This window comes from Streptomyces sp. NPDC058964, assembly GCF_042741275.1.
Classification (GTDB): Bacteria; Actinomycetota; Actinomycetes; order Streptomycetales; family Streptomycetaceae; genus Streptomyces.
In genome coordinates, this window is record NZ_JBHYKH010000204.1 from 1 (window position 1) to 14,766 (window position 14,766).

A 14,766-nucleotide genomic window follows, 5' to 3' on the forward strand; every position below is an offset into this window, starting at 1 on the left:
GCGTAACCCCCCCAGCCGCAACCCGCCCCCGCGGTCTGCGGGCGCCCGCGACACCCCCCCAACACCAGGCGGGGGCCCCCCCCCGGGGGGCCCCCCCCCGCGACAACCGGCCCTGCCACATGCCCTGGACGGCCCCGAGGACGGGGCACTGCCCGAGGAAGCCTCAACGGCACCACCGGGCCGATGCCCCCTGTGTCCGCACGTCAGTCGGCGATGGGCAGATAGACCCGGTTCCCGTTCGCCGCGAACTCCTTCGACTTCTGGGCCATACCCTCCTCGATCTCCACCCTGGAGCCGCCGTGTTCGCGGCGGATGTCCTGAGAGATCTTCATCGAGGACAGCATCAGGCCCGAAGCAGCACACAGGACCGACTGACCTGCCGACTACAGGTCAAGGAGCCGTTCGCCCGCTGCGGGAGACCGGCCCTCCTCCAGCCAGTGGAGGCAGATCCGCAAGTCGGCGGACGACGCTCCCTCAGCCGCTGTACCACGGAACCGCTCTGCGACTCCTTGGCTAAGCCTCATCGACCGGTGAGCCAGCCCACCAAATCGTAGACAGCCAGGCAGTAGGGGTCGTGGACGTCCTTCCGCAGGCGCTCGATCTCCCCCATCTCCAGCAACATCGGCAGGACGGCTTGCGCCCCTGTCGCGCCGGCGACAACGGAGCCCTCTTCGTCTCGAAGGGGAAGGTCGAAACCGGACGGCAGAGTGTCCTGTGATGCAGGCGTGTCCAGGTAGAGACGGCATGTTGCCTGATCGAGAAGCATGAAGCCACGTAGGCGCAGCTCTGCGGGCTCGTCAGACTCTGAGGGGATGGAAAAGGCTGCCCCCGCAGCAAGCAGTGCATCCGAGAGATGGAACTGCGGCTGGGCGACAAAGGCATGAACGGTGGCAGAGGCGTCGATCACGGGGATCCCGAAGGCGTCGCGCGGTGCCTGCTCGACGTCTTGTTCGGAGCAGCCAGCCAGGGCACTTCGCAGAGCAGCCGCCAGGTCCCCGGAGGGGATGTTTGCGCCCTCTGGGTCCGTCAGCGGCATGTCGAAGGCAACTGACGCATCCAGTCGCTGTCCATCCCACAGAACCACGCGGCCGACACCGCGTCGATCCGGGGCATTCACCACACCACGGACGAGCCAGACTTTCTCTTCAAGGGCGATCGCCGAGACGCGGCTCAGCATTTCGTGAGCCAGGTGCGCCTGCAGATCGGAAAGGCCCGTCTCATCCCACATCATCGAGTGCTCCGTCACACCCGGTTCAACGCGTCAGGGCACCTGTTGTGTCCCTGGCAGAAGGCTGTAATCACGCCATCCGCCAGTCCCCACACAGCAGGACAGCCCGCGACTCTGCCCTGAGACGCGGGCTGCTCTGTCGGACTTCGGCTATTCCGCCAGTGGCAGGTACACCCTGTTCCCGCTCGCCGCGAACTCCTTCGACTTCTGGAGCATCCCCTCGGCGATCTCGTCGGGAGACGCCCCCTCAGCCGCCGCGCCACCGAACCGCTCTGTGATGCTTTGGCTAATCTTCATCGAGCAGAACTTGGGCCCGCACATGGAGCAGAAGTGGGCCGTCTTGGCGGGTTCGGCCGGGAGGGTCTCGTCGTGGAACTCCCTTGCCGTGTCCGGGTCCAGGGCGAGGTTGAACTGGTCCTCCCATCGGAACTCGAAACGCGCGTCGGACAGCGCGTCGTCCCACTCCTGCGCACCTGGGTGCCCCTTGGCGAGGTCGGCCGCGTGGGCGGCGATCTTGTAGGTGATGACGCCGGTCTTGACGTCGTCCCGGTTGGGCAGGCCCAAGTGTTCCTTGGGCGTGACGTAGCAGAGCATGGCCGTGCCCCACCAGGCGATCATCGCGGCACCGATGCCGGAAGTGATGTGGTCGTACGCCGGCGCGACGTCCGTGGTCAGCGGGCCGAGCGTATAGAACGGAGCTTCATCGCAGATCTCCTGCTGAAGGTCGATGTTCTCCTTGATCTTGTGCATCGGGACATGCCCCGGGCCCTCGATCATGGTCTGCACGTTGCAACGCTTCGCGATCCGGTTGAGTTCCCCGAGTGTGCGCAACTCGGCGAACTGCGCTTCGTCGTTGGCGTCAGCGATCGAGCCCGGCCGCAGGCCGTCGCCCAGCGAGTAGGTGACGTCGTAGGCGGCGAGGATCTCGCAGAGTTCCTCGAAGTTCTCGTACAGGAACGACTCCTTGTGGTGCGCGAGGCACCAGGCCGCCATGATCGAACCGCCGCGCGAGACGATTCCCGTCTTGCGGTTCGCGGTGAGCGGGACGTACGGCAGCCGGACGCCCGCGTGGACCGTCATGTAGTCCACGCCCTGCTCGGCCTGCTCGATGACCGTGTCCTTGTAGATGTCCCAGGTGAGTTCCTCGGCCCTGCCGTCGACCTTCTCCAGAGCCTGGTAGAGCGGCACCGTGCCGATGGGGACGGGGGAGTTGCGCAGCACCCATTCGCGGGTGGTGTGGATGTTGCGGCCGGTGGACAGGTCCATGACCGTGTCGGCGCCCCACCGGGTCGCCCAGGTCATCTTCTCGACCTCCTCCTCGATGGAGGACGTCACCGCCGAGTTGCCGATGTTGGCGTTGACCTTCACCAGGAACCGCTTGCCGATGATCATCGGCTCGATCTCGGGGTGGTTGACGTTGGCAGGCAGCACGGCCCGGCCCGCCGCGATCTCGTCGCGGACCACCTCGGGAGACACGTTCTCGCGGACGGCCACGAACTCCATCTCCGGTGTGATCTCGCCCCGGCGCGCATACGCCAGCTGCGTGACCGCCCGGCCGTCGCGGCTGCGGCGGGGCTGACGGGGCCGCCCCGGGAACACCGCGTCGAGGTTGCGCAGGCCTCCACGCGGAGAGGTGTGCTTGATCCCGTCGTCCTCGGGGCGGACGGGACGCCCCGCGTACTCCTCGGTGTCGCCGCGGGCGATGATCCAGTTCTCCCGCAGCGGCGGCAGGCCCCTGCGGACGTCGGTCTCGACTAGGGGATCGGTGTACGGGCCGGAGGTGTCGTACAGCGTGACCGACTGCCCGTTGGTGAGGTGCACCTGACGGACCGGCACACGCATGTCGGGGCGTGAGCCCTCGACATACCCCTTGTGCCAGCCGATGGACTTCCCGGCCTCCCCGCTCGTCGCAGCGGTCGCGTTTGCGCTGGCCGCGTTCTGCGTGGAGGCAGGCGTGCGTGCGTCCTTGTTGGTCATGAGACCTACTCCCTACGCCGGCATTACCCGGTAACAGGTTCGGCGGTCGGCGCAGCAGATTCCGTCTCGGTCGATGTTTCGTGTGAAACACCATGTGTTCCACGTGAAACATCGTGAATACGGAGGTCAGCGCCCTCTCAGCCCGGTGCTCCGAGCTCCCGCGTGTGCAAAGGTGCCTCCACGCTAGCGTCAATTCAGGCGCGGTGAACAGAGGACCCCCCGCCGTTCTTGCGACGATCGATCGGTGACCACGATGCAGCAGTATCCGTACCCGCCACCCGAGCCGCCGGGCGAACCCGGCTCGCGGCCAGGCGACGGACACGGCACCGAAGGCCACGGTCTCGGTGACGAGAACGGCCACGGGCACGACCACGGGCACGCTCACAGACGGAGCCACGGGCGCAGGCAAGGGGGCGAGGAACCGCACGGCCAGGGACATCGGCAAGGGCACGGCCCCGTCTCCGGCAGCGGCCACGGCCACTCGCACAGTCACGGCCCCGCCGCCCCCGTTTCCAAGCATCTGCGCAAGGTGATCGCGGCCATCCTGATCCCGTTCACCGCGGCGGTCGTGGTCGGACTCGTGGTCCTCTGGCCCGGCGGGGCCCCGTCCCACGCGCGCACCGGGGTCGGCTTCGACCGGCAGACGCAGCAGGCCACCGTCACCAAGGTGGTCGAGGTGAGCTGCAAGTCGGTCAACGCCTCGGGGCAGGCCCGGGCCGGTGACGCCTCCACGGCCCAGGGAGACTCCGCGCAACAGGGGACGAACGGCACCTGCAAGAAGGCGACGATCCGAGTCGACACCGGCAGGGACAAGGGCCGCACATTCACGGAGATCGTCCAGCCGGACCAGTCCCGGCAGCTGCACGAGGGCGAGAGGGTCGTGGTCGCCTACGAGCCCTCGGCGCCGAAGGATCTGCAGTACTCGGTCGCCGACGTGAACCGGAAGTTCCCGATGGCCCTGCTGGCCGGCGTCTTCGCGCTCGCCGTCGTGGTGGTGGGCCGCCTGCGTGGCCTCATGGCGCTGGTCGCACTGACCGTCAGTTTCCTGGTGCTGACCCTCTTCATCCTGCCCGCGATCCTGCAGGGTTCGAACCCGCTGGTCGTGGCGGTGGTGGGGTCGAGTGCCATCATGCTCATCGCGCTCTACATGTGCCACGGCCTCTCGGCTCGCACATCGGTCGCGGTGCTCGGCACGCTGGTCTCACTGCTGCTGATCGGCATCCTGGGCTCGGAGTTCATCGACTGGGCGGCGCTGACCGGCAACACGGACGACAACACCGGCCTGATCCACGGGCTGTATCCGTCGATCGACATGAGCGGACTGCTGCTGGCCGGCGTCATCATCGGTTCGCTCGGCGTCCTGGACGACGTGACGGTCACCCAGACCTCGGCCGTCTGGGAGCTGCACGAGGCCAATCCGTCAATGGGCCGGCGCGGGCTGTACCGGGCGGGCATCCGCATCGGCCGCGACCACATCGCGTCCGTCGTCAACACGCTCGTCCTCGCCTACGCCGGTGCCGCGCTGCCGCTGCTGCTGCTCTTCTCGATCGCTCAGAGCAGCGTGACAAGCGTCGCGAACAGCGAGCTCGTGGCGGAGGAGATCGTGCGCACCCTGGTGGGTTCGATCGGCCTGGTCGCCTCGGTGCCGGTCACCACGGCCCTCGCCGCCCTGGTGGTGTCCGCCGACCGGCCGGGGCCCACGACGGGCAGGTCCGCCGCGGCCCCGCCGGTCGCGGCTCACGGCGGGAGGGGCCGGCGTCGCAAGAGGTGACGTTCGGCGGAGCGAGTGGCATACGAGGAGAAGCGTTACTGCGCCGCCCCACGCGGCGCGGTGGAAACCCCTGCCCGGTCGCCGTGCCGCCTCAGCCGGCGCTCTGCTCCTCGGCCAGGATGCGGTCCAGAGCCTCCTCGAGATGGGCGTCGAAATCGGCGAGCGCCCCTTCCTGACCGAGCGGCACCAGCTTGTCCGTACGGTCGAGGAAAGCCACCAGCGGCGGTGCCGAGGAACGGAACACCGCCTGGTCGCCACCGACCTGAAGCCGGATCAGCACCTCACCGAGCACGTCCGCGTCGGCGGGCGCGATGTGCACATCGCCGTCGCCGCAGGGCCGGCCCACCCCGTCGATCAGCAACTCACGGCCGAAGGCCCAGGTCACCGGTGCGTCTCCGGGCAGATGGAAGGTCAGCCGCACGGCATAGGGATCGCAGGTCTCGTAGCGCAGTTCCACCGGAATACGGAAGGAGAGCTCCTCGGACACGAGAAAGCTCATCATGACCTCTGCCTGCACGGACTCGCGCATCGCCTACCCCGTCTTATGACCTTATGACACCGACTGGCCGGGATTGATCCCTCTGACACTGGGGAAATCTTGCAGAAAGTACATGAGAGATCACAAGGAGTGAGTTTTCAGATACTGATAGAGATCGCGAGCGCCCCGAGCTGCAGTCCGACCTCGTGCTGCAGCTGCCGGGCCGCGGGCAGCAGCCGATTCGCCTGGTGAGCGGGCAGGGAGATGGCCATCGTGGCCGCCGTGGTGCCGACCGTGATCGGAATCGCCGCACAGACCGTTCCCAGTGCGTACTCCTGGCGTTCCGTGACCACTTCCATCCGGCGCAACCCGTTCAGGCGCCGGAGCAGGCTCGGGCTGTCACGCACGGTGTACGGGGTGATGGACTGCACGGGGTAGCGGTCGAGGTGATCGCGGCGGGCACCCTCGTCCATCTGGGACAGCAGGCACTGACCGATGGCGTGCGCGTGCCCGGTCTCGCGGAAGTCGGCCCACTCCTCGACCGCCGGGTTGCCCGGGGTGTCGGAGACGCACATGATCTCGATCTCGCCGTTCCGGTACATCGCGTAGTACACCGGTGCCCCGATGGAATCGCGCCATTGCGCGAGCGTGGCGGCGACCGTGCTGCGACGTTTCTGCTCCGCTCCGCTGCTGCCCAGCCGCTCGGCCGCCTCGCCGAGGAAGAACAGACCCTTGTCGCGGCGTAGATAGCCCTCGTGCACCAGGGTCCGCAGCAGGTGGTACGCCGTGGGGAGCGCGAGACCCGTCTCGCGGGCCAGTTGCTTGGCGGGAGCGCCGTACTCGTGCTCGGCGACCGATTCCAGCAGGCGCATCGCCCGCTGGACGGATCCGATGAGGGTGGCCGAATGAGGCTGCTCGGGAACCGCCGCGGAGGTCCGGCGCTGTGCGGGAGACGCGGAGGAGCGCGGCTGCACGGGGGGTGCGAGCGGTACTGCGGTTGCGGTGTCAGCCGTGGCCAAGGGTTACTCCCGAAGCGCGAGGGGGCAGCCCGTGCGAACCAGCACGGGTGGGGTGTACGCCGCCCGCGGGGCTGGACCCCGCGTCGAATTCCGGACTTTAACCGTCTGCCACCGCTCTCGGACGACGTGCCCGGAAAACTTCCCTCGCGCGAGGGAACCGGTGATTCCTGTTACCGTCACCGGTTTCCCACGGCGCTCACCAGTCGCTGCGCGACGAGGAGCCCGCCATGAACTTCCGCACGATGTAGATCAGTCCGCCGACCAGTGCCACGAAGACCAGCGCCTTGAAGAGCAGACCGATCACGAACCCGACCACATTGGCTATCAGGCCGCCGAACAGGACCAGGGCGATGACCGGCACCGCGACCCACTTCACCCACCACGGAAGTCCCGCGAAGATCTCTCGCATTGCCCTCGTCCTTTGCAGTCATGTGCGTTCTCGGTGTCCTGCACTCGATGCTAGAGCCGCCAGGGGTCCGGCGGGGACCTCGCACCCCTTGTCCTCCCCTGACGGTTCCCCTAGGGAACCCTGAGACGCCGGATCAGGCCTCAGGGGGAGAGAAGACCACCAGGACCCGGAGGTCCTCGCTGATGTGGTGGAACTTGTGGGCCGTCCCGGCGGGCACGTACACCACGCTGCCGCGCGCGACCTGGGTGGTCTCCGAGCCCACCGTGATCGAGGCGCGGCCGCTCACGACGAAGTAGACCTCGTCCTGGTTGTGGGGCTTCTGCGGGTCATGCTCGCCCGCGTTGAGGGCATAGAGGCCGACCGACATGTTCCGCTCCCGCAGAAACTGAAGGTAGGCCCCCTCGTTGGCGGCACGTTCCGCCTCCAGTTCGTCCAGCCTGAACGCCTTCATCGCACTTGTCCGCCCTTGCCTCACTGCTCAGATCCGGTCACGTCTGCCACGATCAGACACATGAAGAATTTCGTAGTCAAGACGATCGCCAACGCGGGCGCCCTGGCGGTCGCCGTATGGCTGCTCGACAAGATCACCCTGACCGGTGACAGCACGGCCAAGAAGGCCGGCACGCTGATAGTGGTCGCCCTGCTCTTCGGTCTGGTGAACTGGCTGGTCAAGCCGATCGTGAAGGTCCTGACCTTCCCGCTGTTCATCCTGACGCTCGGCCTGATCACCCTGGTGGTCAACGCACTGATGCTGATGCTGACCTCGTGGCTGTGCGACAAGCTCGATCTCAGCTTCCACGTGGACGGCTTCTGGACCGCGGTGGTCGGCGGCCTGATCATCTCCGTCGTCTCCTGGGCGCTGAACGTCGTCCTGCCCGACGGCAAGGACTGATCCGGTGGCGTACCGCGTCTGCTTCGTCTGCACCGGCAACATCTGCCGCTCGCCGATGGCCGAGTCCGTCTTCCGCGCCCGCGTCGCGGAGGCGGACCTGGAGTATCTGGTCGAGGCCGACAGCGCCGGCACCGGGGGGTGGCACGAGGGCGACGGCGCGGACCCGCGCACCGTGTCCGTCCTGGAGGAACACGGCTACGACGGCGACCACACGGCCCGGCAGTTCCAGGCGTCGTGGTTCTCCCGCCTCGACTTGGTGATCGCCCTCGACTCCGGCCACCTCAAGGCCCTGCGCCGCCTGGCGCCGACGGAGGAGGACGCGCGGAAGGTGCGGCTGCTGCGTACGTACGACCCCGCCGCGGGCGACGACCTCGACGTACCGGACCCGTACTACGGCGGTCCGGACGGCTTCGAGGAGTGTCTTGAGATGGTGGAGGCAGCGAGCACTGGTCTGCTCGCCGCGGTCCGCAGGCAAGTGGAGGGAAGGGCGGCATGAGCCATTCCGCCGGGAACGACGGCCGGAGGGGCGAGGGCACCCGCGCGGTGCGCGCCGGCCTGCCGGAGCCGGTCAAGAACGAACCGACCCTGCCCGGTCCGGTGTTCGCCGCGCATTTCCATCTGCCGGGCGAGGTGACGGGTCCGTACGCCTACGGACGTGACGACAACCCGACCTGGACCCTGCTCGAGCGGGCCATCGGCGAGTTGGAGGCTCCCGGCCGGGACGGCGTCGAGACGCTCGTGTTCGCCTCCGGCATGGCCGCCATCTCGTCGGTGCTCTTCTCCCAGCTGCGCGCCGGCGACGCGGTGGTGCTGCCCAGCGACGGCTACCAGGTGCTGCCGATGGTGCGCGCCCAGCTGGAGGCGTACGGCATCGAGGTGCGTACCGCGCCCACCGGCGACGACGCGCAGTTGGAGGTCCTCGACGGGGCGAAGCTGCTGTGGATCGAATCCCCGTCCAACCCAGGCCTCGACGTGTGCGACATCCGGCGGCTCGTCGAGGCGGCTCACGCGCGTGGTGCCCTGGTCGCCGTCGACAACACCCTGGCGACGCCGCTGGGACAGCGGCCGCTGGAGCTGGGTGCCGACTTCTCGGTGGCCAGCGGCACCAAGCAGCTGACCGGGCACGGGGACGTCCTCCTGGGGTACGTCGTCGGCCGCGACGCCGGGAACATGGCCGGCGTACGCCGCTGGCGCAAGCTCGTCGGGGCGATCGCCGGGCCCATGGAAGCCTGGCTCGCGCACCGTTCCATCGCCACGCTCCAGCTTCGCGTGGAACGGCAGAACGCCACCGCGCTCACCCTCGCGCAGGCCCTGCGCGGGCGGCCGGAGGTGTCCGGGCTGCGCTATCCCGGGCTGCCCGACGACCCGGCGCACAGGACCGCCTCGCGGCAGATGCGGCGCTACGGCTGTGTGGTCTCCTTCACGCTGCCCACGCGCGCGCGTGCCGAGCGCTTTCTCGACGCGCTGCGGCTCGTGGACGACGCCACGAGCTTCGGCGGGGTGCGGTCCACTGCCGAGCGGCGCCGTCGCTGGGGCGGGGACCCGGTACCGGAGGGCTTCATCCGGCTGTCGGCCGGGGCCGAGGATCCCGAGGATCTGGTGGCCGATGTGCTCCGTGCGCTCGACGAGTCGGCGGACCGACCGGATTACTGACCGGATTACGGATACCGCGTGGGGGTCGGGCTACGTATAACGGACGGTCCGAGCCTCCCCCCTCGTGGCTCGGACCGCCCCGGTTCCGCGCGCGAAGAACCGCGCGAACAAGGCTAGTTGACTCTGTGTCAGTGTCCAATCACTGTAGCGACAGAGACCTATCGACTTATTTATAGTTGGTCCCTGCCCGGGGGTCGGAGAACGGCGGGGAAAGGGGAGGGCGCGCCATGGATCTGGCCTTGCTGCGGACCTTCGTGACCGTGCACCGGGCCGGCTCCTTCACCCGCGCCGCCGCGTTGCTCGGCCTCTCGCAGCCGGCCGTCACCTCGCAGATCCGCACCCTGGAACGACAGCTCGGCCGCCCGTTGTTCCTGCGGCAGGCCCGTGGAGTGACCCCCACGACGATCGGCGACGAACTCGCCCACAAGGCTGCGCCGCACCTCGACGCCCTGGTGGAGATAACGGAGACCGGCCTCGACGACGAGTCCTCGTTACGCACCCTGCATCTCGCCGGCCCGCCCGAGTTCACCGCCGAACGCGCACTGCCCGTCCTCACGGAGCTCACCGGTGACGACGGCCAGGTCTTCGCCCTGCGCGCCTCCTTCGGGACCGCGGAGGAAACCCTGGAAGGGCTGGCCGCCGGACACCACGATCTGGCCATCAGCACGGCCCGTCCGCGGGGCGCCCTGCTCACGGCGACCGCGCTCTGCGACGAGGAGCACGTGCTGGTCGCCGCCCCGCACTGGGCCGAGCAGATCGGCCCCGGAGTGCTGCGCCGCAAGGGCGCACCCGCTCTGGAGAACCTGCCCGTCATCGAGGTCCACGAGTCGCTTCCCTTCGTCTCGCGCTACTGGGCCTCCGTCTTCGATTCGCGCCCGGCCGCATCGGGCACGGTCATCGTCCCCGACCTGCGTGCCGTCCTCGCGTGCGCGATCGCGGGCGCGGGACTCGCGGTGCTTCCCCGCTATCTGTGTGCCCCGGCCCTCGACCATGGCGAGGTCGTGGCACTGCACGATCCTGCGGTGCCGCCCCTGCGGACGTACTTCCTGGTGGTGCGCACCGGGACGCTCGCCATGCCCCATGTGGCACGCGCATACGAGTGGCTCCAGCGCGCGGCCGCGGACTGGTGCTGACCCGCCCCTCGGCCCGGATCACGCCATGCGGTCGGTCCGTGGCATTGTGCGATGTTTCACGTGGAACCAGCCGGGCCACATTTCATCCATGACCGTCCGACCCGTGGTCAAGCGCACCGCCCGTGCCGTCCTCCTGGACGGAGACGACCTGATCCTGATCAAGCGCACCAAGCCCGGTGTCGATCCCTACTGGGTCACCCCTGGTGGCGGGGTCGAACCGGAGGACACGACCGTCGTCGATGCTCTGCACCGCGAGGTGTACGAGGAGCTCGGCGCCAAGATCACCGACGTGGTCCCCTGTTTCGTGGACACCGTGGAGCACATCGGTGAGGACGGCGGAGCGACCGGCGTGAAGGTGCAGCACTTCTTCGTCTGCCGGCTGGAGTCCATGGACCCGGCCCTCCGTCATGGCCCCGAAGTGGAAGAGCCCGCCGGCGAGTACGAGATCGTCCGCGTGCCGTTCACCCGGGTCGGCATCGCTTCCGTCCATCTCGTGCCGCTGTCGCTGCGTCACTATCTGGACGGCAACATCGAGGGTGTGCGCGCCATGCACGCCCCCGACCTCGGCTGACGGCTCATTTCCCGATCACGACGAGTTCCTCGACCGAGTCGTGCCGTATGCGCTCCGACGGGATGCCGACGTCCCGCAGCACGTCAACACCGCTGCGGATCATTCCGGGCGGGCCCGAGACATAGGCGTCGTACTCGTTCCACGGGCCGTACTCGCGCACGGCGTCAGGGACCTGGAGGCGCGCCTCCTGGGCGACGACCGCACGGACCGAGAGCCACGGGTGGGTCTGCTGGAGGCGGAACATCGTGTCGATGTCGTAGAGATCGTGACCCGTGCGGGCGCCGTAGAACACCTCGACCGGACGGCGCTCACCGTGCTTGACCACGTCCTCGACCAGCGCCTTGATGGGGGCGATTCCGGTGCCGCCGCCCAGACAGAGCAGACCGGTGTCGGTGGTGTGGTCGACGGTCATCGAACCGGTCGCCGGGCCCAGCCGGATGATGTCCCCGGGGCGGGCGCGGTGCACGAGAGCGTTCGAGACCCAGCCCGCGGGGACGGCCTTGACGTGGAACGTCAGCAGCCCGTCGGATCGCGGCGCGGAGGCGAAGGAGTAGTGCCGCCAGATCCGCGGCCACCAGGGTGTCTCCACGCTCGTGTACTGCCCGGCGAGGAAGGGGTAGGGCTGGTCCGGGCGGACGGTGATGACGGCGACGTCCGGCGTTCTGCGGTCATGGCTGACGACTTCCCCGTACCACCAGGCGGGGGCGCGCAGTTCGTCCGCGGCCGCGGCATCGATCATGACCTGCGACATCGTCGTGTACGTCCGCACCCAGGCCGCCTCCGTCTCCGCGTCCCAGACGGCGGGGGCGTACTTGCTCAGCGCGCCGATGAGGCACTCGCCGAGCGCCGGGTAGTGCTCGGCCCGTGTGCCGTACTTGCGGTGGCCACGGCCGAGGTTCCGCAGGTAGTCGACGAGGACGGGGGCGTTGTCGATGTGTTCCGCCGCGGTGAGCAGTGCCCTGAGCAGCCGGTCCCGCTGGACGTCCATCGCGGCCGGGAACAGGGACCGCAGACCGGGGTGGCGGACGAAGAGCAGTGCGTAGAAGTACGAGGTGACCTGGTCGGCCACGGGAGCGACCTCGGCCATGGTGCGCCGGACGCGGACGGCGTCCGGGGAGGCCTCCCGGGCCGTGGGAGCGGGGCGCCGGGCGGGCAGGCGCTGCTCGAAGAGCGGGGCGGCGGTAGCGGGCTGCACGGCCGCGGGCGCGTGGGCCTGCGGTCCGGACGGCGCAATTCGGCCCTGCGCGGTCGCGGCCGTGCGCAGGGAGCCGAGGCGCTCGCTCCCCGGGGAAGGGCCGAGAGCGTCCGTCGAGGGGCCTGTAGCGTCCGCCGCCGCGGGTTGGCCCATCGGTCGTAGCGCCGCCGGACCGCGCTCCTGGGGCTCCTCCCGGACATCGGTGGGCGGTGTTTCCGTCGACGGCTTGCGCGGCATGAACCAGCCGTCCCCGCGGGCCGGGCCGTTGTCCGTCGACGCCGTGGTCGGAGCGTCCATGGTGTGCCTCGCCTCGAACATCTCTCGGTCGGTCTGCGCACTTCCTGGTCCGGAATGTGCCTGCTTTCCCCCGCGGACGGCGTGCCTCTCCGGTTCCGGCCAAAGGGCCCGTAAAACCGTATCCAGCCCACAGCATCCCACCCGGAGCGGGCGCTTCGGTCGCATACCCGGAAATACGGGTCTTCGATCATTCCGTCCCGTTAGGCTGCATGCCCTGTTCCCGGCACGCACGGGACGTCTGCGGCTCGACCCGAACGTGAAACCGGAGTCGACCATACCGGCCACTGCAGAGCGCACAAGGCCGCCCTTGCTCCCTCCACGAATCGCACAGGAGCAGGCCACTCATTCATTCAATTACCGGGCGCTGCAGGCTAGTTCATAGGCATCCCACAGATCCCGCCCCGTGTAGGAACGGGTGGCGAGACCGGCCAGATGTGCGTCCGCGTTGACCGCGACGGACACCGGCACCACGGCGAACAGATCCCGGTCCGAGGCCGAGTCTCCATAGGCGACGCAGTCGGCGCGCGTCACTCCGAACTCCTGGCAGAGCCGGTCGGCGATCCGCACCTTGGCCGCGGAGTTGAGGACTCCGGCCGGGTCCACGGGCTCGGTGAACGGCAGAGTGGGGAATCGGGACCCGAACGCCGCGTGCGCACCCCAGTCCAGGAGCAGTTCCACGAAGAAGGACGGTGAGAGCGACACCACCGCGCAGTAGTCACCCGCGTTCCTGATCTGCGCCCACACTTCGCGAATTCGCGCCAGCCAGGGAGCCGCCTCAAAGGCAGCACTCACATGCGCCTGGGTCAGCTCGGTCCACAGAGCGTGCACCTGGGTCGCGTACTCCGGTGGACCTATCCGTCCCCCCGAGATCGCCCGCTCCAACGCCACTGTCTCCGCTTCCAGTCCCAGCTGGCGTGAAATCTCCAGGGGAGCGGAGCTGCCATACAGCAAGGTGCCATCGAGGTCGAAGAGATGAAGTCTCGCCATGGGCCCTGAGGTTAATCAGGATTCGGATGTTTCACGTGAAACACCGCCCCTGTTCGCACGCTGCGCGGTGGGCCATGACATGGCCAAAAGCACGCGTGTCCAGCCCGAAACAGGTGGACGGAGGGGGCGCTGGTCGGACAGCCTGACCTGCGTGCCAACTCCTTTCCTTGCCTCTTTGCCCATCCGCCGACTGACGCCTCGCGACCTCACCGCCTGCGCCGACTTGTCAGAGGATCGGGGGTGGCCACGCGAGGAGCACAAGTGGGGCTTCCTCCTCACCGCGGGACAGGGCTACGGCATCGACGACCCCGACGGTGGCCTCGTCGCCGCGTGCGTCGTGACGGAGTACGGCCCTCGGGACCGTCCGGATCTCGGGGCCGTCGGAATGGTCCTGGTCGCCGAACGGCATGCCCGCCAGGGCGTCGGACGCAGGCTGATGCGGCACATCGTCTCGGCGATGGGAACCACGCCTCTGACCCTGCACGCGACGCCGTACGGCCGGCCTCTGTACGAGGAGCTCGGCTTCAAGGTCACCGGCCGCGCGGAGATGCTGGTGGGGCAGTTCAGGCCCGGCGCTCTCGAGCCCCGGGTGGCCACCCGCGCGGCCACGGCCGAGGATCTCACCTCGATCCTCCGGCTCGACGAGGAGGTGTTCGGCGCCGATCGCACCCACATCGTCACGCGGCTCCCCGCCTTCGCCGACCAGCTGCGCGTCGCCGAGGAGAACGGCCGGATCATCGGGTACGCGGCGGCCTGGCCCAACATGGAAACCCATGTCGTCGGCCCGCTGATCGCCCGCGACACCGCAACCGCGAAGGCACTGATCTGCTCGCTCGCCGCCCACACCGATCGTCCGCTGCGTACCGATGTCGACGTCCGGCACGAGGAGCTCCTGTCCTGGGCTCAGGAGCACGGGCTGAAGTCCGTGGCCTTCAACTCCGTCATGACGTACGGCATCACGGAGCTGCCCGGGAACTGGACCCGCCGGTTCGCGCCGGTGACGGTCGCGGCGGGCTGAGAACCGCTCACCGTGACGACGAGGGCGGGGGGGGGGCCCGCAGCGGGGGGGGGGGGGGAGACGGGAGGAGAGAGGGGGGGGGGTGGGTAGCCGGCGGGCCAGCGAGGCGCGCAGGGAGCGCGCGGAGAAACAGAGAAA

Annotated in this window: 15 protein-coding genes, 1 pseudogene and 1 riboswitch; of the genes and pseudogenes, 7 read left to right on the forward strand and 9 right to left on the reverse strand. The window is 68.7% G+C overall.

The genetic code is table 11. The features are described from left to right. Positions 1-203: 203 nt before the first annotated feature. The 3 genes and pseudogenes from ACFW2E_RS23975 to thiC form a co-directional block, all read right to left on the reverse strand. Positions 204-341 (reverse strand): annotated as a pseudogene (locus ACFW2E_RS23975) (thiamine biosynthesis protein ThiC); the annotation flags it as partial. Between the two features lie 179 nt (positions 342-520). Continuing rightward, on the reverse strand, positions 521-1,231 hold the full coding sequence (locus ACFW2E_RS23980) for a hypothetical protein (protein WP_384469127.1): 711 nt from the start codon (positions 1,229-1,231) through the stop codon (positions 521-523). Between the two features lie 147 nt (positions 1,232-1,378). Then, on the reverse strand, positions 1,379-3,205 hold the full coding sequence (gene thiC, locus ACFW2E_RS23985) for a phosphomethylpyrimidine synthase ThiC (RefSeq protein ID WP_384469128.1): 1,827 nt from the start codon (positions 3,203-3,205) through the stop codon (positions 1,379-1,381). Further along, positions 3,198-3,377, reverse strand: a riboswitch (TPP riboswitch). Its footprint overlaps the gene before it by 8 nt. Positions 3,378-3,449: 72 nt before the next feature. On the opposite strand from thiC, the gene ACFW2E_RS23990 reads away from it, so the two are divergent. Then, positions 3,450-4,976 carry a YibE/F family protein gene (locus ACFW2E_RS23990; protein WP_384469129.1) on the forward strand — a complete coding sequence of 509 codons (1,527 nt, stop codon included), beginning with the start codon at positions 3,450-3,452 and terminating at the stop codon, positions 4,974-4,976. A gap of 91 nt (positions 4,977-5,067) precedes the next feature. Here the strand turns inward: ACFW2E_RS23990 and ACFW2E_RS23995 are convergent, their stop codons facing one another. The 4 genes from ACFW2E_RS23995 to ACFW2E_RS24010 all read right to left on the reverse strand — a co-directional run bounded on the left by ACFW2E_RS23995 (position 5,068) and on the right by ACFW2E_RS24010 (position 7,333). Then, a complete protein-coding gene (locus tag ACFW2E_RS23995; protein ID WP_384469130.1) occupies positions 5,068-5,505 on the reverse strand; it encodes an SsgA family sporulation/cell division regulator in 438 nt (145 codons plus the stop codon). Between the two features lie 107 nt (positions 5,506-5,612). Further along, positions 5,613-6,473 carry an IclR family transcriptional regulator gene (locus ACFW2E_RS24000; protein WP_384469131.1) on the reverse strand — a complete coding sequence of 287 codons (861 nt, stop codon included), beginning with the start codon at positions 6,471-6,473 and terminating at the stop codon, positions 5,613-5,615. Positions 6,474-6,669: 196 nt separating this feature from the next. Continuing rightward, positions 6,670-6,882: a DUF5326 family protein gene (locus ACFW2E_RS24005; RefSeq protein WP_384469132.1), complete on the reverse strand. Its 213-nt coding sequence runs from the start codon at positions 6,880-6,882 to the stop codon at positions 6,670-6,672. A 133-nt stretch (positions 6,883-7,015) separates the two neighbouring features. Further along, positions 7,016-7,333 (reverse strand): cupin domain-containing protein, encoded by a 318-nt coding sequence (locus ACFW2E_RS24010; RefSeq protein ID WP_384469133.1) that lies wholly within the window; start codon positions 7,331-7,333, stop codon positions 7,016-7,018. A 60-nt stretch (positions 7,334-7,393) separates the two neighbouring features. Between ACFW2E_RS24010 and ACFW2E_RS24015 the strand changes: the two genes are divergently transcribed. The 5 genes from ACFW2E_RS24015 (at position 7,394) to ACFW2E_RS24035 (ending at position 11,131) form a co-directional block, all read left to right on the forward strand. After that, complete coding sequence (locus tag ACFW2E_RS24015) at positions 7,394-7,774, forward strand: phage holin family protein (RefSeq protein ID WP_384469134.1); 381 nt, start codon at positions 7,394-7,396, stop codon at positions 7,772-7,774. A 4-nt stretch (positions 7,775-7,778) separates the two neighbouring features. After that, positions 7,779-8,270, forward strand: coding sequence for a low molecular weight protein-tyrosine-phosphatase (locus ACFW2E_RS24020; protein ID WP_384469135.1), 492 nt, complete (start codon positions 7,779-7,781; stop codon positions 8,268-8,270). After that, positions 8,267-9,427: a cystathionine gamma-lyase gene (locus tag ACFW2E_RS24025; protein WP_384469136.1), complete on the forward strand. Its 1,161-nt coding sequence runs from the start codon at positions 8,267-8,269 to the stop codon at positions 9,425-9,427. Before ACFW2E_RS24020 ends, ACFW2E_RS24025 begins: the two co-directional genes overlap by 4 nt. 227 nt (positions 9,428-9,654) lie before the next feature. Continuing rightward, on the forward strand, positions 9,655-10,560 hold the full coding sequence (locus tag ACFW2E_RS24030; RefSeq protein WP_384469137.1) for a LysR family transcriptional regulator: 906 nt from the start codon (positions 9,655-9,657) through the stop codon (positions 10,558-10,560). Positions 10,561-10,648: 88 nt separating this feature from the next. Then, the gene (locus ACFW2E_RS24035) at positions 10,649-11,131 is read left to right on the forward strand and encodes an NUDIX hydrolase (RefSeq protein ID WP_316756947.1); all 483 of its coding nucleotides are present in this window, start codon (positions 10,649-10,651) and stop codon (positions 11,129-11,131) included. A 4-nt stretch (positions 11,132-11,135) separates the two neighbouring features. Here the strand turns inward: ACFW2E_RS24035 and ACFW2E_RS24040 are convergent, their stop codons facing one another. Both ACFW2E_RS24040 and ACFW2E_RS24045 read right to left on the reverse strand, forming a co-directional pair. Continuing rightward, positions 11,136-12,623 carry a globin domain-containing protein gene (locus tag ACFW2E_RS24040; RefSeq protein WP_384469138.1) on the reverse strand — a complete coding sequence of 496 codons (1,488 nt, stop codon included), beginning with the start codon at positions 12,621-12,623 and terminating at the stop codon, positions 11,136-11,138. Between the two features lie 354 nt (positions 12,624-12,977). After that, positions 12,978-13,610: an HAD family hydrolase gene (locus tag ACFW2E_RS24045; protein ID WP_384469139.1), complete on the reverse strand. Its 633-nt coding sequence runs from the start codon at positions 13,608-13,610 to the stop codon at positions 12,978-12,980. A gap of 151 nt (positions 13,611-13,761) precedes the next feature. Here ACFW2E_RS24045 and ACFW2E_RS24050 point away from each other — a divergent pair, with 151 nt between their 5' ends. Next, positions 13,762-14,628, forward strand: coding sequence for a GNAT family N-acetyltransferase (locus tag ACFW2E_RS24050; protein WP_384469140.1), 867 nt, complete (start codon positions 13,762-13,764; stop codon positions 14,626-14,628). Positions 14,629-14,766: the final 138 nt, after the last annotated feature.